Origin of the sequence: Lysinibacillus fusiformis (genome assembly GCF_002845985.1) — a bacterium.
Lineage (GTDB): Bacteria > Bacillota > Bacilli > Bacillales_A > Planococcaceae > Lysinibacillus > Lysinibacillus fusiformis_D.
This window is the reverse complement of sequence record NZ_PDFK01000009.1, coordinates 16,771-42,647: the sequence shown is the minus strand read 5'-3', so window position 1 is coordinate 42,647 and position 25,877 is coordinate 16,771. Positions and strand designations below refer to the sequence as shown.

Genomic DNA, 25,877 nt, shown 5'->3' with positions numbered 1-25,877 from the left:
ATCGTTCACCTCAATTTGAGTTTAGAGCTTAAACCCTTTATGTAAATTGAAAATTCAGTAATTATTGCTAAAAAAATGACGAAGAAAGGAAAAGCCTTTCTTCGTAACGATGAGTATTGTTCTTTAGCGTGAGTCTAGAATCATTGAACTTACTCGAAAATTCATCAGAAATAAGATAGACTAATTAGCTTGTTGTTCAAAGAGCTGAACGATTTCAATAATAACTTGTGTTGCCTTTTCCATTGTTTCAGCAGATACATATTCAAATTTACCATGCATGTTTTCGCCACCAGCGAAAATATTAGGTGTTGGTAAGCCCATATAGGATAATTGTGAACCATCTGTACCACCACGAATTGGTAAGGTATTTGGTGTAATATCTAATTTTTCCATTGCGGCACGTGCGATATCAACAATTTCTTTTACAGGCTCAATTTTTTCGCCCATATTGTAGTATTGATCTTCAATTGTAATACTTAGGGCATGTTCGCCATATTGTGCTTGAATTTTTGCAGCCGCATCGAGCATTAATTGTTTTTTCTCTTCGAATTTTTGACGATCATGGTCACGCACGATATAAGATAGCTCAGTATGCTCAAGAGCCCCTTTAAAGCCCATTAAATGAATGAAACCTTCATAACCTTCTGTCTTTTCAGGAACTGCGTCAGCAGGCATTTCATTTTGGAAGGCAATGGCCATTGTGATAGCATTCACCATTTTATTTTTCGCAGAACCAGGGTGTACACTTGTTCCATTTGTAACAACCTTTACGCCAGCGGCATTGAAGCTTTCGTATTGTAGCTCACCAAGTGGTCCGCCATCCATTGTATAGGCATAGTCTGCTCCAAACGCGGCAATATCAAATTTATGTGGGCCACGTCCAATTTCCTCATCTGGTGTAAAGGCTACACGAATTTTTCCATGTTTAATAGTAGGGTTTTTAATGAGGTATTCCATCGCTGTTATAATTTCAGCAATACCAGCCTTATCATCAGCCCCTAATAACGTAGTGCCATCTGTTGTAATAAGTGTCTGACCCACGTAATTTTTAAGCTCAGGGAAGTCAGTTGGGGACATCACTAAATGTTCATTTAACTGAATATCTCCACCATCATAATTATCTATGCGCTGTGGATTCACATTTGTGCCCGTGTAGTCGGTAGCTGTATCAACATGGGCTAAAAAGCCGATAGTTGGTACTTCTTTATCTGTATTAGCCTCTAATGAAGCAAATAAATAGCCATTTTCATCTAATGTAATTTCTGTTAAGCCAATTTCAGCAAGTTCGTCTTTCAGGACATGTAACAGGTCAAATTGTTTTTGGGTAGAAGGAGTTGTTTCGCTTGTGAAGTCTGATTGTGTATCAATTTTTGCATAGCGTATTAATCGCTCGATTACTTGTTCTTTCATAAGTATGGCCTCCTAATGTGTATATGTTAAAATTCTTTGTGCATTCACAAAGTTGATTCTGGGCGCATTATGCCAAGGCATAATTGATATTATTGTAACACTTTACTTCGGATTTCGGAATATTGAAGGATACTTAATGCAATAAGTAATTGAGCGCTATAATAAGTTAGCATGATTACTTCGTGTGAAAAAGCTAGTGGCGTGACAAATTTATTAATAGCTAAATAAGAATCAGAAGCAATAAATAACAGAGCACCAATTGTCGCCAATGTAGAATCGGTTTTTATGGCCGTCCATCCCATAGTGAGAATCACTGAAATATAGGCAATCACTGCGATACCAAGTATCGTTTCACCTGTTTTAAAGACAGACCCTGCAATCCAGATGGCCATGCTCGCTCCGTAAAGCAGTAAGAGTATTTTTGCCCACGTGGGTACTTGCCGCTCGTTTGCGGTAGAGAAAGCAAAAATATAAAAGACATGACCTATAAGAAAGCTAGTCAGACCAATTAAAAACCACTGCAATGTATAGTCCCCAATCATACAAAATATAAGCCCAGCAATAATTAAAAGTTGGTATTTTTTAATATGTAATGGCTTCTGAATCGCAGCTAAAATAATGATGAGCAACATGGGAATCACTTTAAAAATGAGTTTTAAACTTTCGGCAATATGGGAAAAGAGAAATATATAATAAAGACCAAATAAAATAATGAAACCTATTAGAAATTTTTTTAACAAATTTTTCAGCTCCTTTCCTTTTGAAATTCAATATTTATGGTAGAATTCCTTTCTGTACAACGTATGTATGAAACTTTTTTAGTATGTAACCGTAAATAAGTAGACAGAAAGCTGAAGAGAGGATGAACCAAATGACTAAGCTACTGATAGCTTCTGCAGTCATTGCATTGATCGCGAGTGTGTTAGTGACACCGCTTATTACAAAGAAGCGAGAAGATGGTAAATCAAGAAAGGTGATTGGATACTTTTTTATTGGTGTCTTTGTACTAGGATTTTTAGCTACTGCAATCACTCTATATGTAACAAAAATTGATGTAAACTGGCTTGTTTTTTGGCCTGCTATTATTTTATTAACGTTAGCTGGCGCCCTGCTTGCAAGTGGTATTGAACGGAAAATAAAAGGTATTTTATTTTTAGCAAGTTTAGGCGTAGCTGTGTATGTATTATCGGCTCCTCTATGGAATGCTAATGAAAAATTTGAATCCTCAGAAATGAAGGAAGAAGTTGAAATAAAACCATTCGATGAGACACAAACACCTGCAAGTGTACCACCGAAATTTGCTCGCAATAAAATGAAAAAAGCTTTCGGGCAAGTGCCAAACACTAGTTACTATGAGCTAGGACGCTTACAAATCCAAAAAGTGAAGGGTGATTATGTTTATATCGCACCTGTTGAATTTTCAGGATTCTTTAAATGGATGAATGGGGATACAACACCTGGTTACTTTATTATGAGTGCCACAGATTCTGCAGATAATCCTAAATTCGTTAAAGAGGAAATGAAATATGTTCCTTCTGCATATTTAAATGCTAATTTAGAACGTCATATGCGTTTACAACATCCATTCCTTATTTTTTATGGAGACGTTCAGCTTGAAGTAGATGATGAAGGTAAGCCTTATTACATTCGTTCATATGGTGAATTTATTACTGCGCGTAATGGCTTTGATGTGAAAGGGATTGTTTTAGTTGATGCACTAACAGGGAAATCGGAAACGGTTGAACTGGACAAAATACCTGAATTTATTGATGGTGCAGTTTCACCAGAGACAGTAAGTTTACAAAACAGTTATTTTGGTAATTATGTTCACGGTTTTTGGAACAGTATGTTTGGTAAAAAGGATGTAAAGATCCCTTCCGATGAAGGAACAGAATCGAATGTAAGTCCAATTTTCGATGAGAAGGGTGATATGTATTACTTTACTGATTTTACAAGCCCTAAAGAAGGCGTAGATTCAATGTTAGGCTATTCCTTAACGAATGCTCGTACAGGGGATGCCACATACTATACAGGAAATTTAGATTCAAGTTATATGGATTCACAGGGTAATTTACAAATTATCGAGAAGAAATTTATTGAGAAAAAATGGACTGGTGAAATGCCAGTGTTATATAATTTTTATGGTGAAGCAAGCTGGCTGACTGCGGTGCTAGATTCCAACGGCTTTTTACAAAACTACTTCATCGTGTCTGCTGCCAATCCTGAAATATCTGTTTATGCTACTACTCCTAAAGAGGCACTAAAGCTATATAAAACGGCCTTAAGTCGTGGAGGAAATACAGTAGATGGTAGCTCAAATGCGGAAGAGAAACAAGTGAGCGGGAAGGTAATGCGTGTTTACAAAGAACGTCTAGGTGATTTTACAATGGTATCTTTCTTATTAAATAATGGTGAAAATTATTTAATTAGTGCCGAAACAGAGCCTTTAGCAATATATTTACAAGAAGGTGATGAGGTCATTCTCACATATGGCGATACAGGTGAACAATTCTTGCCAGTTCGATCCCTCATGATTAAGGGATTACAATAAAAGAACAAAAGACGATCTTCGATATATCAAGATCGTCTTTTATTATGTGGATTTGTCCTCTTGAATAAAGGTTAGCATTTTTTTTTTATGGTTCATAAAGAGTGTTTTTGCGTGGTCATTTAATGTAAAGATTTCATGTAAATAGCCTTGCAGTAATCTATTTTCGTACGCAAAAGAATGCGTGGATTCGCGTTCTAAAATATAGGATAAAAAAAGAGTATGTAAAACAGCTACTTCTAAATTTTGTGTATTGGTAATAAATTTTAAGTTGAGAATAGAGGTATGGGAAACGAACTGATTAACATAATCAATAGCCTGTTTATACAGTGTCAAATCAACATTCGGCTCTAATCGTTTTCTTAGCTGTGTACATGCATTATTTAATTCCTCTATTTTTAAAAATAAACCTCTTACACTTCTTTTATGTTGCTGTTCTAAAGTACGAGCAAGATGTTTATTGATATTGGACATTATTCATTTAACTCCTTTCATCCATTAGGGATCATTTATTAATATGAATGGAATAGCTGGAAAAGGGAAGAGGCTTTTCGTTTAATTTATTGGTGAACTTACTATCTATATCGAGACAAAATCACTAGCCTTAATATCGATGAGTAATAAAATTATGAAAAAAATGGGGTTCTAATCATACGATAGTAACCCCATTTATATTTGGTTATTTCCAGTTAAATCCTTTTGTAGCTAAAAACTCTTTAATATGAGGACGTCGTTGTTCGACTAAAAAATCAGCCATTTGTTTAGTCCAATTATCAATTTTTCTGTTTGATGAACGATTATTGTAATACATTTCCATTGTCTCATTATAAGCTGGTAAAAGCTCTTCATACTTTTCAACATTGTATTCATTTTCATGTAGTATGGCAGATACAGGTAAACGTGGTTTTACTTCATTGCGACGAGCTGGGACACCGATTGTCAGACCGAATAATGGGAAAATGTGATCAGGTAAATTAAATAATTCACTTATTTCAGAAGGTTTATTTCGTACTCCTCCAATATAGCAAATTCCATACCCCATTGACTCTGCTGCAATAACAAAATTCTGTGCAAATAATGAAACATCTGCGACACCAACAAGGACATTTTCAGCTGAATCAGCCACAATGTCTACTCCCTCTAATTTTCCTGCCATTTGAAGACGCTTGAAATCGACGCAGAAGACAAATGCACCACCTGAAGTTTCATATTGACGTGGGTTACCAGAGAGTAAACCTAATTTTTCTTTTTTATCTGCATCTGTTACCCATATAACACTATAGGCCTGCACAAAATGGGATGTTGCAGCCATTTGTGCTGTTGCGATCAAATCTTCGATGATTTCCTTTGAAATTGGTTGTCCATCATAAATACGTACCGATGAATGATTGCGTAATAATTCTTTAACCATTTAAAAACTCTCTCCTTTATGCGTGCTTTATATCAAGAGCATAGCACGCTTTGTCGCCAAAATCGAATGAAAAAAAGATAGATAGTTATATTTAAATAGTTTACAAATGTAGAAATTATCTCGTAAAGTAAAATATTTCATTTAATATAGATTAAATATTCTAAATAGTTTAAAATTATTGAAGCGACTGTTTATTTGGTTGTGCTACCAAAAAATACAATTTCTTTATTCAACGAATGTGAGTGTTTATCTGATGCAACATTATTTGGATAAAGATATAGCTTCTGACGAATGTCACACATTTAATGGAACCAAATATGCAAGTTGAACAAAAATATAGTGGGATGGGGGAATAAGGAATGGAAGAAAAGTTAGCGAAAAAGCTTCGCCATGAACAATTGCGGAGCAAGATTGTAACAGCAGAAGAAGCAGCATCTTGGATTAAAGATGGTATGGTATTAGGGATGAGTGGATTCACACGTGCTGGCGATGTAAAAGTCGTACCTCTTGCACTTGTAGAGAAAGCTAAAAAAGAGAAATTTCAAGTAGATGTCTTTACAGGTGCATCACTTGGTCCTGAAGTAGACCAATATTTAGCAGAAGCAGGTGTCATTCGTAAACGAGGCCCTTTCCAAGCAGATGCTGGTATTCGTAATAAAATCAATAGCGGTGATATCACATTTGTAGATGCCCATCTTTCTCATAATGCTGAACTTGTTCGCCAAGGTATTATAGGTCCTATTGATTTTGCGATTATTGAAGCTGCTGCCATTACAGAAGACGGCTTATTAATTCCTACAACTTCAGTTGGTAACTCTCCGATTTTTGTACAAGAAGCAGACCAAATCATCATTGAATTAAATGTAGCACAGCTTGATGCATTAGAGGGAGTGCATGATATTTTCGTACCTGCGCCACAAGGTAAGCGTGATCCAATTCCTTTGCAAAATGTGTCTGATCGTCTTGGTATAATTGGGATTCCGCTAGATTTAGATAAAGTAAAGGGCATCGTTATTTCAGATATATTAGATGCGCCATCAACAATTGTTCCTGCTGATGAGGAGACAGATGTAATGGCGAATCATTTATTAAATTTCCTACGTGAAGAGATTAATGTAGGTCGCTTAACAACGAGCTTGCGACCAATTCAATCAGGAGTAGGCTCAGTAGCAAACGCCGTATTGTTAGGCTTTAAAGATTCTGAGTTCGAGAACTTAGAAGTTTATTCAGAAGTTCTACAGGATGCAGTATTTGAATTAATCGATGCAGGGAAAGTAAATTTCGCTTCCGCTACTTCTATTACCCTTTCAGAGCAAGTAGGAAACCGTGTTTATGGGAACTTTGAAAAGTATGCTGATAAATTAGTATTACGTCCACAAGAAATTTCCAATCAACCAGAAATTATTCGTCGACTCGGACTTATTTCAGTGAATACAGCATTGGAAGTTGATATATACGGCAATGTTAATTCAACACATGTTTCTGGTACAAAGATGATGAATGGCATTGGAGGGTCTGGTGACTTTGCACGTAATGCACGTCTAGGGATTTTTGTGACGAAATCGTATGCTAAAGGTGGCAACATTTCAAGTATTGTCCCTATGGTTTCACATGTGGACCATACTGAGCATGATGTGGATGTCATCGTAACTGAGCAGGGTGTAGCTGATTTACGTGGGCTTGCCCCGAAAGAGCGAGCGGCGCTTATCATTGATAACTGTGCACACCCCGATTATCGTGAGCAACTATGGCAGTATTATAATGATGCCAATGAGGCGACTGGTGGACATCATACGCCACACGATCTAGAAAAAGCACTGTCATGGCATGTTCATTATGCAAAAAGTGGGACAATGAAGGACCCTGCGTTTACGAAACAATAAAATACCATCATTAAAGCCTTGAAGGACAATTGTGCTTCAAGGCTTTTTGTTGTGAGCATATTAGAGTTTTATAATAATCCAATCCATTTCCAATAAGTAGCTGAGAACAGAAGAATTAGAAGGAAGCCGATAATCGTTAATGGAATACCAGATTTCAAGAAATCCTTTGTTGTAAATGCTCCTGTCCCATAGGCAAGCATATTTTGTGGTGCGCTAATTGGTAATAGGAAGCCAAAACTTATGACGAATTGTTGCACGATGACAAAGCCAACCTGATCAACATTCGTTGTTAATGTAGAGGCTAGTACGATGAATACAGGTATCAGTGCAGAGGCTAAGCTTGTTGCACTTGCAAAGCCTAAATGAATTAAAATATTAAATAATGTTACGAGTGCGATGGTTGCTAGTATTGGCATCGTATCTAGCCCAAGTGAACCAAATACTTTATCGGATAACCATGATGCACCTTCCGTCTTAAGTAAAATGGTTCCTAGCATAATACCTACGGCAAAGACGATAATTGTCCCCCACGGGATATGAGGTTCAACTTCCTTCCATGAATAAACACCGATTTTAGGCATTAATAAAATAGCGATGGCAATAATTGTGACTGTAGTTGTGTCAAAGGGATGCAATTTCCCTTCAGTTGCCCAGAAAAATAGCAAAACGATTGATGTTATGATTAAGCGAATTTCAGGAGCCTTCAATGGGCCAAGCTCTGAAAGCTGTTTTTTGATGACCTCTTTACCACCTTCGATATTGCTAGTCTCAGGCTTAATTAAAGCGATCATAATGAAAAATAGAGCTACAGACATAATGATTGAGAAGGGGGCAGCATAGAGCAACCAAGCACCCCAGGAGATATCCACATTAAATTGTTCCTGAATAAAGTTTAAAGCGACCATATTTTGAGCTGCTGCTGTCTTGATACCGATATTCCAAATGGAAACGGCTTGTACCGAAGTAATAACAAGTAAAGCGGCGAGTCGACTATCGCGTGGTAAACCAAATGCTGCGACCATCCCTAGCAATATTGGTACGACTGCGCCTGCACGTGCTGTGGCAGAAGGAACAAAAAAAGCGAGGGCTATAGAAACTAAAATGGCGCCGAATACGATAGCTTTTGTTTTTGTTCCTACAAGTGAAAGGATCCAGAGAGCAAGCCGTTTATGTAAGTTGGTAATTTGCATGGCTGCTGCTAAAAAAAGAGCTGCTGCTACTAATGCGACAGCGGAATTACTAAATCCACTTAAGGATAATTTTAAAGCGCCAGCAGTTCCTAATTCTGTAGCAGGATCGTCCATTGATGGAGCGAGCCCTAGTAGAACAGTTACAAGTGCAATGATCATGGCTGAGCTAACGGGATAGGACACGGCCTCTGTTACCCATAGGATGACTGCGAATGCTAAGATGGCTAAAGCTCGTTGTCCAGCAATCGGTAAGTCACCGTTATTAGGTAAAAAAGTAATGATGATTAGTAAAGCAAAGGCCAAGCCAATCCATAGTGGCTTTAAATTCCGTTTCGTAGCTGTTTGATTGGGTGAAGACATATTTTCTCATCCTTTCTACGATAAATATGACGATTATTATCCATAACATCGGTTAGTAAAATGTTTTATTAAGATAAGAACTTGTCTATTTTATTGTAAAAAAATAAGTATGCAGAATAGCTGCTTTTTACAGCGATATAAGTAGATAAAGAGAAAATATACGGTCATAAAAAATACAAAAATATCCATTGTAATATTATTTCTTTTTCTTAAATGCAGACGTTACTTTAGGCTCTGTACCCTTCACTAATCGTTGGATATTTTCGATGTGCAGGATAATAGCTATGCCAAAAAGAAGGACAGCAATTATAGTTGGGCCAATTCCAGGAATCCATAAATATGTTGCCGTACAAAAAACGAGATAAAACTCTAGAACACCGACAATTAAATAGTTAGTTGCAAAGGATAAAATGACAAATAAAATAAGTGCAAATAAACCAATCTTCCAATCTACAGCAAGTAGAATTCCAATAATAGAGGCAGTTCCTTTCCCACCATTGAAGCCCATATAAAATGGGAAATTATGACCCAAAATAACCCCTGCAGCAATAATGTAGGTCAGGAGCCATATTTCTCCTTCGGTTAAATGCGGAGCATCTGCTAAATAAAAGTGTGCACCGATAATAGCTACAACGCCTTTGCCAATATCGATTAGGGCTACTAAAACGCCATATTTCCAGCCGAGGGAAAGTGTAGCATTAGAGGCACCTGCATTGCCATGGCCAGCTTTTTTTAAATCAACCCCCGATAAAAATTGTGCCACTTTAGAGCCGTGAATACAGCCAATTAAATATCCAACTAAGAGAAAAATGATCACGGCTTTTACCATAAAAATACTCCTTTCAAATTTTTTTCTAAATTAGTGTATGCGTTCATATTACGTATAAGAGCTGACAGAAGTTTCGGAAAAAATAAAATTTACATATTGACAGAAAAAAACTCTATGTTTATACTGTGTTACAACGATGGAAATTGAATCTCATACTCTTATCAAGAGCGGCGGAGGGATAGGCCCTATGATGCCCAGCAACCAGTAAGTGATGAACTTACTAAGGTGCTAATTCCTACAGATTCTTACTTGGATCTGGCAGATAAGGGGAGGAAAACTTGCAACCGCAACCCTCTTCTTAACAGGAGAGGGTTTTGTTTTCTACACATAAATCCTCCTCATCTCCGGTACCATCGTAAAAAAATAATTGGAGGTACACAATGACAAATTTTAAACCAGAAACATTGCTGTTACATGGTGGTCAAGAGCCAGACCCAGTGACGGGCTCTAGAACAGTTCCTGTCTATCGCTCAACTGCTTTCGTATTTAAGGACACTGCTCATGCGCAACGTCTTTTTGCCTTAGAGGAAGCGGGGAACATTTACACACGGATTACAAATCCGACAGTGGATGTTTTTGAAAAGCGTGTGGCCTTATTGGAAGGTGGAACAGCAGCAGTAGCACTTTCATCTGGTGCAGCAGCTATCGCATTTTCCATTTTAAATCTAGCTGGAGCAGGCGATGAAATAGTAGCAGGTAGTTCTTTATATGGTGGTACGTATAATTTATTGGCTAACACATTACCGAAGTATGGCATTAAAACAATTTTTGTAGATGAAACAAACCCAGAGAATTTTAAGGCTGCGATTACCGATAAAACGAAAGCTGTCTTCGCTGAAATTTATGGTAATCCAAGCTTAAAAGTTTTAGATATTGAAGCAGTAGCTAAGATTGCACATGCTAACAGTTTACCATTAATTATCGATAGTACATTTGCTTCTCCTTATGGTTCCACACCAATTGAATACGGTGCAGATATTGTTGTTCACTCCGCGACTAAATGGATAGGTGGTCATGGTACAACTTTAGGTGGGGTTGTTGTAGACGCTGGTAAGTTTGATTGGACTAGTGGACGATTCCCTGGATTTACGGAACCAGATGCTTCTTACCATGGATTACGTTACGGAATTGATACAGCTTCTGCTGCTTTTGCTACGAAGCTACGCGTACAGTTGTTACGTGACTTCGGTCCAACATTAAGTGCTGACGCAGCGTTTAATTTACTACAAGGTTTAGAAACGCTTCATTTGCGTATCCCTAAACACAATGAAAATGCGTTGGCGGTTGCTGAATATTTACGAAACCACCCATCTGTGGAGTATGTAAACTATAATGGCCTAGAAGATTTTGCGACACATGATTTGGCGAGAAAATACTTGAAAAATGGCTTCGGTTCTGTGCTTACATTTGGCATTAAAGGTGGACGTGAGGCTGGTCGAAAGCTAATTGATAGCGTGAAGCTGTTTTCACATGTAGCAAATGTAGGGGATGCCAAATCGCTCATTATTCACCCAGCATCTACTACACATCAGCAATTATCAACAGATGAATTAATTCAAGCTGGCGTAACCGAGTCGCTCATTCGCTTATCCATCGGTTTAGAGGCAGTAGAGGATATTATTGCTGATTTAGAACAAGCCATTACGCTTGCCACAACAACTGAACAAACTGTAGAAGCTTAAGTTTTAGAACGCAAGGGAAGATGTTGTAGAGTTTACGTATTTTCTCATTCGAATTGCCTCATTTGGCATTGCGTCAAACGTTGCTACATCAACCAAGTATAAAATTCATCAATTATCAGAACTTTTTTAAAAATAATACCAAGTATTTTTATGTGTATTATTGACTTAATTAATTCCGTGTTATATACTAGGGAATAAGTTAAGAATACGAAAATTCTTGTTATAAGGTAAATGTTTTCATAAGTGCTCCCCCCACTTTTGAATATATAGAAGAAGAGTGGTCGCATAGCCAGTGACTGCTCTTCCAAAAAAACTGATGATAAAGGAGTGTTTAAAATGGGTAATATCTATAGTGCACAAAACATTGCATCCTATCTAATTTATGAGCTGAATGAAGGTCATGTCTTTGTTAACAATCAATCCATTCAACACTTACTTACATCAGTCGATAAAAAATGGAAGCGAGTCTTTGGTCATACAGCATTTCAAGAGTATGTTGTGGCTGAAGAGGAGGGCTATACTGTAAAGGAAGTTTTTGAGGCATATGAACATTACGGTGTGAGCCATATTGCACTTCCTGCAACAGAGCTTTACTTAAAATACGGTACATTTCAATTAGTGGAACGTACGTATGCAATACCAAATTTTACAGAAGAAGAAATTAGTCTTGTTCAACAAGCTTTAACACATTATCGTTATCAATTGCTTTCAAAAGCAAGTTGAAATCCCCCATATATTAAAGCTCATTCTCTGCTGCTACAGGGAATGAGTTTTTTCTTTAGAGGTCATTAAAATAGTAACAAGATGATGGGTGTCCAAGCATACATATATAATAGAAGAAAGACATTCATATATTTAAATGGAAATAGTCAATTTTTGTTCAAATCTTATAGATCAACTAAAAAAACGTATAATAAAGGGAATGAAACCGATTTCTTTTGCACATCTAGAGAAAACAAATGTCCTTCCTAGAAAGATTTTTCTTGTGCTAAGTATGTATTTGCGTTACAATTTTCTTTAAGATAAATTTAGAATTATTTGAATTTGTATGTGTTCCAACACATACTAAAATAGCGAAACTCGTACAAAGAAGAGTAATTGGCTAAAGCTTGCGGTGGGTGTCCAATTATCATGACACAACCCCATGGAGAAATTAGCTTTGATGAAACTGCGGAATGTAAGTTGGAGGGAATAACAGAAATGGCAACTATAAAGGCAGCGATTTTAGGATTTGGAACGGTGGGTCAAGGGATCTATCATATTTTAAATGAAAAGCGAGAAGAGCTAAAAAATAAATTAGGTATTGAATTAGAGGTAGCAAAGATTTTAGTGACAGATGCTAGTCGTGAACGTGTACCAGGTACAGCGCATTTAATGACGACGAGTATGGATGATGTCTTAGCAGAGCCAGGTATGCAGGTTGTGTTTGAAGCGATTGTAAATGAAGAGCCTGCATACAGTTATTTAAAAAGAGCAGTTGAGCATAAATGTCACGTTGTTACAGCCAACAAAGTGATGTTTGCTAAACGAGGCTTAGAGTTGCAGGATCTGGCAAAAGCAAATGGTGTTTTTGTAGGCTATGAGGCAACTACTGCAGGTGGCGTACCTGTTATTAAAACAATGAAAAATATTTTACTTGTTAATGATGTGAGCCGTATTCAAGGAGTCCTGAATGGCACATGTAATTATATTTTAACAAAAATGCGTGCACAAGGCTGGTCATTCGAAACAGCTTTAAAAGAGGCGCAAAGTTTAGGCTATGCCGAGGCGGATCCATATAATGATATTTCTGGTCAGGATGCCTTTAAAAAATTAATGATTTTAAGTGCTTTAGCTTTCGGAGAGCAACCAGATTGGGCTGATGTAGAAGTAATTGGTATCGATAGCATTTCGGCTGAACAAGTCCGTGAAGCGTGTGAAAACGGTCTGCGTTACCGCCATGTCGCTGAAGTGGAAAAAAGGGCTGACGGTAAAATTATCGCTAAAGTTGGTCCTCAACTGGTTGATAAAGAACATCCACTTTATCCCGTTGATGATGTGTTCAACGCGGTAGCGTTAGAGACTAACTATATTGGGACATTAACATTAGTTGGCCCTGGGGCAGGAATGTACCCAACTGCGAGTGTCATGGTAGAGGACTATGCTGAAATCATTGGGAAAAGAGCAGGATTTGTTGTGACAATCTAATAAACTTATTTTTTAAAATTACCCGCCACTCAACAATGTTCGATTGTATGAATGGTGGGTTTTTTTAATCTTCATCCTTCACATCTATATCTTCTGGAATAGGGGTAGAACGCCAAATTTCGATTTCCTCTTTAATACGTTCCAATTGTTTAAAATACGTGCTAAATTGGCCGCTATTGATTAGGGTTTGTTCTCCATCGTAAACAGAACGGATACGCCCCTCATAAACTAGACGCATAATTTGATCCTCAGGCATACCAAGATCAACAGCTGTCTCTGCAATTGTTTTGTACATACGATTCGCTCCTTTTACTGTATATATTATAACTGCCATTGTTGAGAAAGCATACTAGGCTAATTGAAAGAAAAAGTAAAAATGATAATTGTTTGATTTTGGATAAATATGTATTATTAGTATTAATGAAGTAATAAAGCGAGGATGAATTGATAAATGTTAAATCCGTTGTTGGTATTACTAGCAGCCATTCTATGGGGAATGACAGGAACAGCTCAAACATTTTTAAATCAAGGGGTATCTCCAATAGCAGTGGCCACTATTCGTTCTGCAATTGGTGGCGGTCTATTATTAGCCATTACCATTTCATTACGGAAAATTAACTTTCGAAAATGGTCATGGAAATGGACGATTTTAGCTGCAGCCAGTATTGCTCTTTTCCAGGGTCTTTTCTTTTCATCTATCCTTCTAACAGGAGTAGCCATTGGAACAGTTGCGACAATTGGTAGTGCACCAGTATTTTCTGGTGTTTTAGAATGGCTTATTTGGAAAACTCGTCCGACAGTGGTATGGGGACTTGCTACACTGATGGCGATTATCGGATGTCTTTTATTATTTATGAATAATGGAGACGAGTCTGTTCATATAGGTGGATTTGCACTAGCACTTTGTGCAGGTGTGTCCTTTGCATTTTATACAAACATTAGTAAAAAATTAATGGCACAGGAAGAGGCATTGCCAGCAGTCGCCATGACATTCTCTATTTGTACGTTATTTTTACTGCCGTTTTCTTTTGAAAATGGATTTGCTTGGTTAGGGAATACACATAACTTATGGACAATGCTATTCATGGGAATTATGTGTACAAGCGTGGCGTATTTATTGTTTTTAAATGGTCTGCAAAAAATTAGTTCATCCTCAGCTGTAACACTGTCATTAGCAGAGCCATTAACTGCTGCCATTCTTGGGGTGTTTTTCATTGGAGAACAATTAAGTATCGTGTCCTGGCTTGGTCTAGCAATGCTACTAGGTGGCATTGTTGTTTTAACCATAGGTGGAAGGAAAAAACGAAAACCTTAAGAAATTCTTCATTTTTATAATAGCTGGTTTTTAAGATTTGAAAGGTACACTGATATTTGAGAGCGAGGTGTATATCATGACGAAATTAACAGTTCTTGTTACAGATGACGATCAAGATATTCGTGATGGTATTGAAATTTATTTAAAAAATGAAGGCTATCATGTCATTAAAGCAGCAGACGGCCAAGATGCATTAGAAAAGCTAGAGAACAATGAAGTACATTTAATTATTTTAGATATCATGATGCCAAACATGGATGGCATTACAGCAACCTTTAAAATTAGGGAGGAGCGCAATATTCCAATTATTATGCTGAGTGCAAAGGCAGAGGATGGCGATAAAATACATGGGCTATCCGTTGGAGCTGATGATTATGTGACGAAGCCATTTCATCCATTAGAACTATTGGCACGAGTGAAATCGCAGTTGCGACGTTATGTGCAACTAGGGACGTATAGTGAAGGAGCGACAAAAGTGGAAATTGACGGACTTGTTCTTGATGAAGATGCAAAAGAGGTCATACTAGAAGGAGAACCTGTTCGACTAACTCCAATAGAATATAAAATCACGGAATTATTAATGAAAAATGTAGGGCGTGTTTTTTCGATACGTGAAATTTATGAACGTGTTTGGAATGAGGAGGCGTACAATGCTGAAAATATTGTAGCTGTTCACATTCGGAAGATACGTGAAAAAATTGAAGCAGATCCGAAAAATCCGCGCTATCTAAAGGTGGTATGGGGCGTTGGCTATAAAATGGAAAAATAAACTAGAGAAGTATATGACGATTGCAGGATTTATAGCAGGTGTTGTTGGGCTCATTTATTTTGGTGTTTATGCCTATCAAATCGTCGATTCTCGCTCCTCAGAGGTTTTGCAATTTTTGGAAAGAATTTTTTAGAGGAGTGTAAGAGGTATGATAAAAAAATGGAAATCCTCTCTAGTGTTAATGTGTTTCATTTGGACAATTTTTGGTATTTTTACTTTTTGGCATGTAGGTTATCAGTATATTGGTAAATCCTATTTCCAATCGGAAAATTTCCAGCATGAAATCGATAATTTCACAGCAGAACTAGGACCGTTAGTGTTAAATGTACCGAATGCCGCAGATTTTAAAGATGAAATAGAAATTACGCAATCAGAAATAGAAGATCATCGTAATTACTATGGTACATTGGGACAGCAAATCGATAATATTAAACAGCAATACGGACAGCGAATTCAAGAAGCAGTGGATGCCAATGCTGCAGAATTACAAATAAAGCTAGAGACTGAACGCGATAATAAGATTAAAGATATTACGGCAAACTTTGAAAATGATGAGCATGTGCGAAAGAAGATTCGTGCTGAAAAAGAAGCATTAATTGATAAATATATTAAGTCAGTACAAGCCGAAGCGAAAAGCTTTGGAAAAAACTATGACTACTGGTCCTATGAGTTGACGAATATTGAAACAGGTAAAATATACCGTGCAGGTGATGTTTCAGAAAGCAGTGCCTATAAAATAAAATATTCTGAGCGAAACCCATTATATGCAGGAAATATTAGTAATAATTTAAGGGATATTTTTTACAGTACAGAAGCATATGTGGATGTAGATAATTTTTATGAAACAGCTGAATATATGGGTGTCTTAACCATCTCGAAAAAAGCAGTTCAATCATTAGGCGTTATGCAGGATTATAATCGTTTTCACCGTAATCAATATACCTTTTTCTTTGTGTGGCTGACTAGTATAGTAACGGCAATCTTTGCATGGAGAGGTCGTAAGGTTGTACTACAAACTGTCACGAATATGAAGGAAAAAGAGATTTTAACTAAGGTAAAGTTTGACTTTCAGGTTATTCTAGTATTGATCACAGGATTTATGTATCTTTTTACTTCCCAAATTGTTTTTGAATCTATTGAATACACTTACGATTACAATTATCAATATAATTATGTACGGTCTATACTAGATTCTGCCTTTAAAATAGCTGTGTTATTCGTTATAGGCAGTGCTTTCTTTGTACAATTAATTTGGCTGTATACAAGAGTGGATACTTTGAAAAAGCTAGAAGAAAATATGAAATCAAGTTATTTATGGTCACTTGGCGATTCGATGACTGATTTATTTATCAATCGTTCTATTGCATTGCATTCATTGGTCATGTTAGCTGCAGCCTTCTTTGGGGGAGGTAGCCTTGTCGCTTCTATGTTAAGAGGAGGCGGTTTTCCAGTTCTTGTTCTTGCTATGTGTATGTTCGTAGGAATTCCTGCTCTGGTTGTTTTCCTATCAAGAATGGGTTATTTAAATCGCATTATGAAGGATACGAAGAATATGGCTGAAGGACGTTTAAACCGAGATGTGAAGGTAAAAGGCAAATCACCGCTTGCAGGTCATGCTGAAAATCTTAACCATTTACGAGAAGGTGTTCGTACGTCCATGCATGAGCAGGCGAAAAGTGAACGTTTGAAAACAGAGCTTATTACAAATGTGAGTCATGATTTACGTACGCCATTAACCTCTATTATTACGTATACGGATTTACTGAAAAAGCCCACTATTACAGACGAAGAACGTCAACAATACATTCAAATTCTCGATAAAAAATCTGAGCGTTTAAAAGTATTGATTGAAGACCTTTTTGAAGTGTCAAAAATGGCAAGTGGCAATATTGAACTCCATCGCAGTCGAGTAGATTTGACGCAGCTTATTCAGCAAGCGGTAGGGGAGCATAAAGAGGATTTGACACAGTCAAGCTTAGATTTACGTATGACGATGCCACACGATCCCATCTATGCATATGTGGACGGTCAAAAATGGTGGAGACTCATCGATAATTTAATTGTGAATGTCTTGAAATATGCGTTAGAAGGAACACGTGTATACGTGACGTTGAAACGTACGGCAGATGGTGATGCTGAATTTACAGTGAAAAATGTTGCGAAATATGAAATCAGTGAGGATGCCGAGGAATTATTTGAACGCTTTAAACGTGCAGATGCTTCAAGACATACAGAGGGCTCAGGACTTGGATTAGCGATTGCACAATCTATTGTCGACTTACATGGGGCAAGAATGAGTATTGATGTAGATGGCGATCTATTTAAAGTAATTGTTCGAATTCCAGCAGTATAATGGAAAGATGGCGGCAGAAATTTGCCGCCATCTTTTTATAAGCCTAAATTTTTGGCGATAATGACTTTCATCACTTCGTTGGTACCAGCATAGATGGACATAACAGGTATATCTCTATACCTTCTAGCAATTTTATATTCCTCCATATAGCCATAGCCACCATGCAATTGCATACATTGCGTGGCAAGCTCACGTGCATTTTCTGTGATCCAGTATTTTGCCATAGATACCTTTGTTACAACCTCTTTCCCAGCAATATGCTCTTCAATCAAGGATTCTAAAAATGATTTTCCAAGCTCAATTTTAGTAGCCATTTCAGCAATTTTAAATTTTGTATTTTGGAAGTCGCCAATTGTTTTACCAAAGGCTTGACGTGATTTTACATAGTCTAATGTCAAGGTAAGCATATCCTCTGCGGCTGTTTGTGCAGCAATCGCTACTGCTAATCGCTCTTGCTGTAGCTTTTCCATCATATAGTGAAAACCCTTGCCTTCTTCTCCAAGTAGGTTTTGCACAGGCACTCGGCAATCTTCAAAATAGAGTTCTGCCGTATCTTGGGCATGCATCCCAACCTTTTCGAGCTGTCTTCCCTTTGTAAAGCCAGGTGTACCTTCTTCAATGACAAGTAGACTGATGCCGCGATGCTTTTTCTCCACCTGTGGATTTGTTTTCACTGCAACAATGGCTAAGTTTGTATGAATGCCATTAGTGATAAAGGTTTTTTGTCCATTGACAATGTAAAAGTCACCATCGCGGATCGCGGTTGTTTGTATATTTGCCAAGTCTGAACCTGTACCAGGCTCAGTCATCGCAATCGCAGTGATATAGTCGCCTGAAATACATTTAGGCAGCCAGCGAGATTTTTGTTCATGTGTACCATAAGCCTCGATATAAGGTACGGCAATATCATTATGCAGTCCAATCCCAATAAGACTTGAACCTATACGTTCTAGCTCCTCTTGAATAATAACACCGAAGCTGAAATCCAGACCAAGCCCGCCATACTGCTCCTCGACCTGTGGGCAAAGGTAGCCCATCTCACCGAGCTTGCGCCAAAAGGAAAGTGGAATTAGATGGTCTTTTTCCCATTGAATATAATGTGGCTCAGCTTCTTCAGCTAAAAACTTACGGAAGGTTTTACGAAATAACTCATGCTCTATTGTTTCAAATTTATAACGTGTCATTCGAAATAGCACCCCTTTTTGCTCGTAAATGCGTAAATTTTCTCGTTCATCTATTATGTTACTGGAAGATTTGTAGAAATTAAAGTGGCTTTTAGTGTGAAAATGACGAAAATGTCATCTAAATATGGTGGAATGTCATGTAGAACGAGAGAATCGAAGGAAATAAAAAGGTAAACTTATAGTTGTCATCTGTAATCAGTTCCTATTTTCAGATAGAAGATTATTCAAGGGCTTCAAGCAATATGATTGTTAAGTATAATGATATAATCAACTAAATTATAGAAGAAAGTAGAGGACTAGGTTATGCCAAAAGTAATCGGTGGTATACTTTTAATTAGTATTTATAGTGCGTTGACTTTCTATTTAGGGTGGGGAGTAAAGCAGTGGCTTGTAGCGATGGGATGGTTCCGTTATCCAGTCCTATTTTGGCTGATCCTGTATATTGTTGCTTTTAGTATTATTATCGGAAGATTACATGAGTCTTTACGGTTTTTTTCGGTCATCAGTAATTACTGGATGTTTCTCTTTGAATACGGCTTATTACTGTGTTTAGCTTCACAATTGATTGTTTGGTTAACTCCCTTTAAAAATGTACAAATAATTGGTAGTATAGCAGTTGCTGTCCTAGTTTTGTTAAGTATCATCGGCTCTTATTTAGCTTATTCACCAGTAGTTCGTCATTTAGAAATAACGGTAGCCAAAAAGGAAAGTGAACTAGAATCACTGAGAGCTGTTGTGGCATCTGATTTTCATTTAGGGGTATTATCGCATAAAAGGCATTTGCAACGATTTGTAAACTTGGCAAATGAAGCGCAGCCAGATATTGTATTGTTAGCTGGCGATATCGTGGATGATGATCCAAAATGGTTTGTTCAAGAGGGCATGGCGGATGTCATGAAAGGATTAACATCTACATATGGAACGTATGGGATATTGGGTAACCATGAATATTACGGTAAAAAAATTCCTGAGTTTGTAAAGGAAATGGAAAATGCCAATGTGAAAATACTGCTAGATGAAACAATTCGTATAGAAGATGCGTTTGTATTAACAGGGCAAGAGGATAGGACGAATAAAGAAAGAAAAACACTTGAAGAATTAAAGGTATCTGATAACTTGCCATGGCTTGTGATGAACCATACACCCGATGACTTGGTAACACCAACGGCAATGGGGGTTGATTTACATATGTCAGGTCATACACATAAGGGTCAGCTATGGCCAAACCAGTATATAACGGCTCGGGTATTTGAACTGGACTATGGTTATAAGTTGAAGGAGCATATGCATACACTTGTTTCATCAGGCTATGGCTTCTGGGGACCACCGATGCGAATTGGTAGTAGATCAGAGCTTTGGGTAGTGGATATAAACTTTCAATAGTGTGTGGTAATCTTGAAATGAGCTACCTAGGTGAAATGACAGTAGTATATGAAAACGTAGTATCTTATAATAGGTGGGTATTTGATTAAAAAAGGTAAGGTGACATGGTGGAAATTATAGAATTATTAAAAGCGTTAATATTAGGCTTTGTCGAAGGTATGACGGAATTCGCACCAGTATCTTCTACGGGTCATATGATTATCGTGGATGATATGTGGTTAAAGACAGAGGAGTTTTTGGGAAAATATCCTGCTAACACATTTAAAATTGTTGTGCAGCTCGGCTCCATTTTAGCGGTTATCGTAGTGATGTGGAAACGTATGCTAAGCTTAGTTGGCTTATATAATATTGACGGTCAATCAAAATCCATAAACGGCCGTTTTAACTTATTGCATGTTATTGTTGGGATGCTGCCAGCAGTTGTTTTAGGTTTTGCGTTTAAAGATTTTATAGACGACCATTTATTTAAAGTAGAACATGTAGTTTATGCTTTAGTGGCAGGAGCAATTCTAATGATTGCTGCGGATAAATTGGCACCAAGAAAACCAAAAGTAGATTCTTTAGACAAGATATCCTATGGTTTAGCATTTAAAGTTGGGTTAGTTCAATGTCTATCTTTATGGCCAGGTTTTTCTCGTTCAGGTGCGACTATTTCAGGTGGGGTACTCTTTGGTATGAGTCACCGTGTTGCAGCCGATTTTACATTCATTATGGCAGTGCCAATCATGGCAGGGGCTAGTCTAGTATCCGTTCTGAAAAACTGGGATACTTTATCGATGGACTATTTTGGATTCTATGCAGTTGGATTTATTAGTTCATTTATCTTTGCCTTACTATCCATCAAGTTTTTCCTAGCACTTATTTCAAAGGTGAAGTTAATGCCTTTTGCGATTTATCGTTTAGTTTTAGCCGCAGTTCTTTGTGTAATTATTTTTATGTAAATAAAAAAGGTCACTCTTGGTCCTGCACCCCTAAAGTTAGAGTCAAAAATCTAAACTTTAGGGGTGCAGGACTCTTCTTTGATAAGAAGCAGTGGCTTTTTTTATTACTCCAGCCATCATTTTTTTGAAAAATGAGTAAAATAGTTATAAAGACTTATTGAATAGTACAAATGTATAGAGGATTATAATGATAATAGCTATCATTTACCTCTTTATTATTCATTTGTTTATTTTGAGATTATAATTGATACATAGAATGTCCAAATATTTGTTGTTATTGAATAGCATTTAGGATAATAGACTTAGTTCGGTATATGATTATAATATGAGGTGGAGAAAATGTTTCAAATTGTAAATAGATCTAAGAAAAATACAATTGAAATTAGTGATGAAGCAGCTGTCGGTATTTTTATTGAAGAGCCAGAACGTTTATTTCAGTTAAATCTTGTAGGATTAAGTGTATACGACCTTCAATTGATTAAAAGCTTAAAGCCTTATGTGGAAAGAAACGTTGTTGAGGTGGTTGGTGCATTTTATCATGCTATTGAAAGCGTGCCCTCTTTACAGGCTGTGATACAAAAGCATAGTTCTAGCGAGCGCTTACGGCAAACATTACGCCATCATATTATTGAAATGTTTGAGGGGCGTATAGATGAAGCTTTTTTAGAGAAGCGAAGCCGTGTGGCAAAGATGCATGTGAAGATTAATCTCTATCCTAAATGGTATTTAGCAGCCTTTCACATTCTTGAAAAATCACTACGTAAAATTATTTATGAGCTTCGACTATCTAAAGACGAGGAAGAGAAATTTTGTGATGCTGTTAGTAAAATATGTAATTTCGAGCAGCAAATTGTTTTGGAAGAATACGATAACTATGCCAGTATATTAATAGAGAAACAACGCAATAGCGTTAGGGAGCATGTAAAGGATGTCATAGGCGGCATTTCAACACAGTTGGAGGTTCAATCTCAAAATACGACTGAAACAGTAACACAACTTGTTTATAGTGCACAGCATGTCAATGATTCTTTGACAGATAGTATGCAAGAGGCACAATCTATGCAAAAGGTGTCTAGTGAAGGTTATACTAAAATTGTATCTATCAATGAGCAAACTGGAAAAATTCATCATAAAACAGTTGAGATGGCTAATATGGTGGAGCAGTTAGATGCCTCTTCTTCCAAAATTAATGCAGTTGTAGAAATTGTGAAAAGCATCTCAGGGCAAACCAATTTACTTGCGCTGAACTCTGCAATTGAAGCAGCACGTGCTGGCGAACATGGTAAGGGCTTCGCAGTCGTTGCAAATGAAGTAGGTAAGCTTGCTGATCAAACGAAAAGCTCAGTCGAACAAATAGCTGAACTAATTATGATGTCGAACGGTATTACAACACAGGTGGTCCAAGCCATTCAGGATATACAGCAACTCGTGAATAGTAGTATTGAACGCAATGCCGAGTCGCTAAAAGCATTTGATGCGATTTCTGGTTCTGTGGAAGATTCTATCTCTAACTTTCAAAATGTTGGTAGTCAAATAGCTGAATTAGTAAAGATTATTGAAACTATTGGTGAATCTTCTGGAGCATTAGAGAAAGTGGCCAATCGCTTAAATACAACAATTAGAGAATTTTAATAGTGTTGATGTCAACGGCAGAAAAAGTAAGTTTGAAAGGCGAGGGGTTAATTTCCGTTCTGCCAGCGTCTCAGCTGTGACGCTAAATCCCTAGGAGTGACGCTGGCTCCACTCCAATCAACCATGCGCAAAAGAGTCTTTTCCTAATCTTTCATACGAGCCTTAGTGAACAAAATAGCTCTTTATTTGTATGATTAGAGTAAGGATAGGCTTTTATTTTCAATGTGGAGAAGCGATGAGTGACAACACCCCTCCATAAAGAGTAGTGAATACTTCCACTTTAGTTGAAAACCTTTGCTCAAAAGAAATATTTTTATTGATTGGGCTACTTGATTCCCATGGGGTAGTACTCGCTTACAGAATGCAAGTAGCCTACAATGGAACTTTCACAAAAATGTTATTGAAGGTTTTGTTTTCCAACATTATGAAAAACTATGCATCCAATCTATGCATAGTTTTTTTCGTGCTGTGGATTAGGATAGAATGATGTATTACACGGATAAACTAAAAATGAGGCTGATGAATTAGCTAATAACTATCAGTTATGGAAGGATACAGACTAGAAAACCCTAGAAAATGCTTGTTTTAAGTGTTACGCTATAGGCGAATTAGGGAAATGAGTAGAGGGGTGTTTTTGGAGCATGAAAAAGAAATTATTTATAACACGTAAATTTCCTACACATATTGTTGAACCATTACAGGAGTTTTATGAAATCTCGCAGTGGGAAGAAGAAGACCTGGTTATTCCACGAGACAAATTGCTAGCAGCTGTCGCTGACTGTGAGGTGCTATGGGTAACGATAGCCGATCAAGTAGATGAAGAGTTACTTTCACATGCACCCAATTTGAAATTAGTGACCAATTTAGCAGTTGGCTATAATAATATTGATGTGAAAGCTTTACGGAAACAAGGCATTATGGCGACAAATACACCAGGTGTCTTAACCAATACGACTGCGGATTTAGTATTTGGCTTACTGCTTGCAACTGCACGTAGAATTCCAGAAAGTGAAAGATATTTACGTGAAGGCAAATGGAACAGCTGGTATCCAATGCAACTGGTTGGTAAGGATGTATCAGGAGCAACAATAGGAATTATTGGCATGGGGCGAATTGGCCAAGCTGTTGCTAGAAGAGCAAAAGGTTTTGATATGAAAATCTTATATAATAATCGCAGACGTCGGCATGAAGCGGAAGAAATGTATGGCTTCCAGTATGTTTCATTGGAAGACCTTTTAAAGCAATCTGATTTTGTTGTGATTATGACACCTTATAATACTGATACGGAAGGACTCATTGGGGCACAGGAACTAGCTTTGATGAAGGAAGATGCTGTATTAATAAATGCTTCCCGTGGTGGGATCATTGATGAGGCTGCCCTGTATGATGCTTTGAAAAATGGTAAGCTGTGGGCTGCGGGGCTAGATGTTTTTGAACAAGAGCCGATTGCTATGAATCATCCTTTATTAACTCTTCCAAATGTAGTAGCACTTCCACATATCGGTAGCGCTTCGTTAGCAACGAGAACGGCCATGCTGATGCTAAATGTGAAAGCATTAACGGCTTATGGACAAGGCAAGGCAATCTCCAATCGAATTGATTAAAAAAGAGGAGCATATCATTTGCTGACATGCTACACATTGAAAAAAGACTAGAAAAAACTTTTTAGTAAGCTGTGGGATTGATTTCCGTTCCTCCAGTGTCCTTTCAGGGCGTCCGTTAGCCGCTTCACTCACCACGTTTGCTCTAAATTGTTCTTTCAAGAAGTCGAATAATTTCTTAATAACAAAACATGACAAATAGAAAAACCGAACTATTCCGAAACACTTTATAAGTGTTTCATTGGATAGTTCGGTATTTTTGTTGGTTGAAACATTTTTTGTTCCAGCCTTATGTTTTCTTATTTATTGAATAAATCGAATATGCCACCGATGCCGCCTTCACCTTTAGATTGACCGCCCCCTCCTTGCGAAATAGGTGCTGCTGCAAAGACACGACTTGCTAAACGGCTAAATGGTAATGATTGTACCCACACAGTCCCTGGGCCGCGTAGTGTAGCAAAGAAGATCCCTTCTCCACCAAATAGTGCAGTTTTTACGCCTCCAACCATCTCGATATTGTAATCTACATTTGATGTCATCGCCACCAAACATCCTGTATCTACACGTAGCACTTCTCCCGGCTGTAACGTTTTTTCGTGAATCGCTCCACCTGCATGTACAAATGCCATACCGTCTCCCTCAAGCTTTTGCATAATAAAGCCTTCACCGCCGAAGAAGCCTACACCGATTTTTTTCTGAAACTCAACGCCAACAGAAACACCTTTAGCTGCTGCTAAGAATGCATCCTTTTGACAAATGATTTTACCGTTCAATTGGCTTAAATCCATTGGAATAATCTTACCTGGGTATGGTGAAGCGAAATAAACATGCTTTTTACCTGCACCAAAATTTGTGAATGTCGTCATGAATAAACTTTCACCAGTAATTAGTCGTTTTCCAGCACCAAATAATTTCCCCATTAGACCACTTTGTGAGCTACCTCGTGAGCCATCACCAAAAATAGTTTCCATATGGATCGAGTCATCCATCATCATTAAAGCTCCTGCTTCTGCAACAACTGTTTCTTGAGGATCAAGCTCAACTTGCACATATTGCATGTCGTCACCAAATAACTTGTAGTCAATTTCATGATTATTCATAAAGGGATTCCTCCAAAAGTAAATTTAATGATATTGTATACGATTATAAATCACATTAGTTTCAATAGGAAATTAAATATTTTAGAAAAAAAGGGAATT

General features: G+C 37.4%; 22 protein-coding genes and 1 riboswitch. Of the genes, 13 read left to right on the top strand and 9 right to left on the bottom strand.

Annotated features, from left to right (window positions below):
- Positions 1–180 precede the first annotated feature (180 nt).
- Positions 181–1,410 carry a peptidase T gene (gene pepT, locus CRI88_RS19945; protein WP_058844787.1) on the bottom strand — a complete coding sequence of 410 codons (1,230 nt, stop codon included), beginning with the start codon at positions 1,408–1,410 and terminating at the stop codon, positions 181–183.
- Positions 1,411–1,499: 89 nt separating this feature from the next.
- A complete protein-coding gene (locus tag CRI88_RS19940; protein ID WP_036117779.1) occupies positions 1,500–2,150 on the bottom strand; it encodes a lysoplasmalogenase in 651 nt (216 codons plus the stop codon).
- A gap of 131 nt (positions 2,151–2,281) precedes the next feature.
- On the opposite strand from CRI88_RS19940, the gene CRI88_RS19935 reads away from it, so the two are divergent.
- On the top strand, positions 2,282–3,961 hold the full coding sequence (locus CRI88_RS19935) for a hypothetical protein (protein WP_036117776.1): 1,680 nt from the start codon (positions 2,282–2,284) through the stop codon (positions 3,959–3,961).
- A 42-nt stretch (positions 3,962–4,003) separates the two neighbouring features.
- Here CRI88_RS19935 and CRI88_RS19930 read toward each other — a convergent pair whose 3' ends face one another.
- Together CRI88_RS19930 and chrR are read right to left on the bottom strand one after the other, a co-directional pair.
- Positions 4,004–4,432 (bottom strand): hypothetical protein, encoded by a 429-nt coding sequence (locus CRI88_RS19930; RefSeq protein ID WP_058844786.1) that lies wholly within the window; start codon positions 4,430–4,432, stop codon positions 4,004–4,006.
- A gap of 205 nt (positions 4,433–4,637) precedes the next feature.
- Entirely contained in the window at positions 4,638–5,369 is a 732-nt protein-coding gene (chrR, locus tag CRI88_RS19925; protein ID WP_058844785.1) for a class II chromate reductase ChrR, read from the bottom strand.
- Positions 5,370–5,728: 359 nt separating this feature from the next.
- On the opposite strand from chrR, the gene CRI88_RS19920 reads away from it, so the two are divergent.
- The gene (locus CRI88_RS19920; RefSeq protein ID WP_058844784.1) at positions 5,729–7,252 is read left to right on the top strand and encodes a succinate CoA transferase; all 1,524 of its coding nucleotides are present in this window, start codon (positions 5,729–5,731) and stop codon (positions 7,250–7,252) included.
- Positions 7,253–7,320: 68 nt separating this feature from the next.
- On the opposite strand, the gene CRI88_RS19915 is transcribed toward CRI88_RS19920, so the two are convergent.
- Together CRI88_RS19915 and CRI88_RS19910 are read right to left on the bottom strand one after the other, a co-directional pair.
- Entirely contained in the window at positions 7,321–8,802 is a 1,482-nt protein-coding gene (locus tag CRI88_RS19915; protein ID WP_058844783.1) for a DASS family sodium-coupled anion symporter, read from the bottom strand.
- A gap of 196 nt (positions 8,803–8,998) precedes the next feature.
- Complete coding sequence (locus CRI88_RS19910; RefSeq protein ID WP_036117761.1) at positions 8,999–9,631, bottom strand: glycerol-3-phosphate acyltransferase; 633 nt, start codon at positions 9,629–9,631, stop codon at positions 8,999–9,001.
- A gap of 155 nt (positions 9,632–9,786) precedes the next feature.
- A riboswitch (SAM riboswitch) is annotated at positions 9,787–9,900 on the top strand.
- Between the two features lie 111 nt (positions 9,901–10,011).
- Between CRI88_RS19910 and CRI88_RS19905 the strand changes: the two genes are divergently transcribed.
- From CRI88_RS19905 to CRI88_RS19895, 3 genes are all read left to right on the top strand, one after another.
- Positions 10,012–11,313, top strand: a complete 1,302-nt coding sequence (locus CRI88_RS19905; RefSeq protein WP_058844782.1) for an O-acetylhomoserine aminocarboxypropyltransferase/cysteine synthase family protein — start codon at positions 10,012–10,014, stop codon at positions 11,311–11,313.
- 336 nt (positions 11,314–11,649) lie between these two features.
- The gene (locus CRI88_RS19900; protein ID WP_058844781.1) at positions 11,650–12,036 is read left to right on the top strand and encodes a hypothetical protein; all 387 of its coding nucleotides are present in this window, start codon (positions 11,650–11,652) and stop codon (positions 12,034–12,036) included.
- Positions 12,037–12,513: 477 nt separating this feature from the next.
- Positions 12,514–13,500, top strand: a complete 987-nt coding sequence (locus CRI88_RS19895; protein WP_036117793.1) for a homoserine dehydrogenase — start codon at positions 12,514–12,516, stop codon at positions 13,498–13,500.
- 64 nt (positions 13,501–13,564) lie between these two features.
- Here the strand turns inward: CRI88_RS19895 and CRI88_RS19890 are convergent, their stop codons facing one another.
- Complete coding sequence (locus CRI88_RS19890; RefSeq protein ID WP_036117751.1) at positions 13,565–13,795, bottom strand: MerR family transcriptional regulator; 231 nt, start codon at positions 13,793–13,795, stop codon at positions 13,565–13,567.
- Positions 13,796–13,951: 156 nt separating this feature from the next.
- On the opposite strand from CRI88_RS19890, the gene CRI88_RS19885 reads away from it, so the two are divergent.
- From CRI88_RS19885 to CRI88_RS19875, 4 genes are all read left to right on the top strand, one after another.
- Positions 13,952–14,815: a DMT family transporter gene (locus tag CRI88_RS19885; RefSeq protein ID WP_058844780.1), complete on the top strand. Its 864-nt coding sequence runs from the start codon at positions 13,952–13,954 to the stop codon at positions 14,813–14,815.
- A gap of 76 nt (positions 14,816–14,891) precedes the next feature.
- Positions 14,892–15,584 (top strand): response regulator transcription factor, encoded by a 693-nt coding sequence (locus CRI88_RS19880; RefSeq protein WP_036117745.1) that lies wholly within the window; start codon positions 14,892–14,894, stop codon positions 15,582–15,584.
- A complete protein-coding gene (locus tag CRI88_RS22580) occupies positions 15,562–15,717 on the top strand; it encodes a hypothetical protein (protein WP_155273172.1) in 156 nt (51 codons plus the stop codon). Before CRI88_RS19880 ends, CRI88_RS22580 begins: the two co-directional genes overlap by 23 nt.
- 15 nt (positions 15,718–15,732) lie before the next feature.
- Positions 15,733–17,937, top strand: coding sequence for a sensor histidine kinase (locus tag CRI88_RS19875; protein ID WP_058844779.1), 2,205 nt, complete (start codon positions 15,733–15,735; stop codon positions 17,935–17,937).
- A 35-nt stretch (positions 17,938–17,972) separates the two neighbouring features.
- Here CRI88_RS19875 and CRI88_RS19870 read toward each other — a convergent pair whose 3' ends face one another.
- Positions 17,973–19,121: an acyl-CoA dehydrogenase family protein gene (locus CRI88_RS19870; protein ID WP_058844778.1), complete on the bottom strand. Its 1,149-nt coding sequence runs from the start codon at positions 19,119–19,121 to the stop codon at positions 17,973–17,975.
- Between the two features lie 303 nt (positions 19,122–19,424).
- Between CRI88_RS19870 and CRI88_RS19865 the strand changes: the two genes are divergently transcribed.
- The 4 genes from CRI88_RS19865 to CRI88_RS19850 all read left to right on the top strand — a co-directional run bounded on the left by CRI88_RS19865 (position 19,425) and on the right by CRI88_RS19850 (position 24,681).
- Entirely contained in the window at positions 19,425–20,504 is a 1,080-nt protein-coding gene (locus tag CRI88_RS19865; RefSeq protein WP_058844777.1) for a metallophosphoesterase, read from the top strand.
- A 104-nt stretch (positions 20,505–20,608) separates the two neighbouring features.
- On the top strand, positions 20,609–21,445 hold the full coding sequence (locus CRI88_RS19860) for an undecaprenyl-diphosphate phosphatase (RefSeq protein ID WP_170829842.1): 837 nt from the start codon (positions 20,609–20,611) through the stop codon (positions 21,443–21,445).
- A 339-nt stretch (positions 21,446–21,784) separates the two neighbouring features.
- A complete protein-coding gene (locus tag CRI88_RS19855) occupies positions 21,785–23,077 on the top strand; it encodes a globin-coupled sensor protein (RefSeq protein ID WP_058844776.1) in 1,293 nt (430 codons plus the stop codon).
- 641 nt (positions 23,078–23,718) lie between these two features.
- Positions 23,719–24,681 (top strand): 2-hydroxyacid dehydrogenase, encoded by a 963-nt coding sequence (locus CRI88_RS19850; RefSeq protein WP_058844775.1) that lies wholly within the window; start codon positions 23,719–23,721, stop codon positions 24,679–24,681.
- Between the two features lie 296 nt (positions 24,682–24,977).
- Here CRI88_RS19850 and CRI88_RS19845 read toward each other — a convergent pair whose 3' ends face one another.
- Positions 24,978–25,778 (bottom strand): TIGR00266 family protein, encoded by an 801-nt coding sequence (locus tag CRI88_RS19845; RefSeq protein ID WP_058844774.1) that lies wholly within the window; start codon positions 25,776–25,778, stop codon positions 24,978–24,980.
- Between the last annotated feature and the right edge of the window lie 99 nt (positions 25,779–25,877).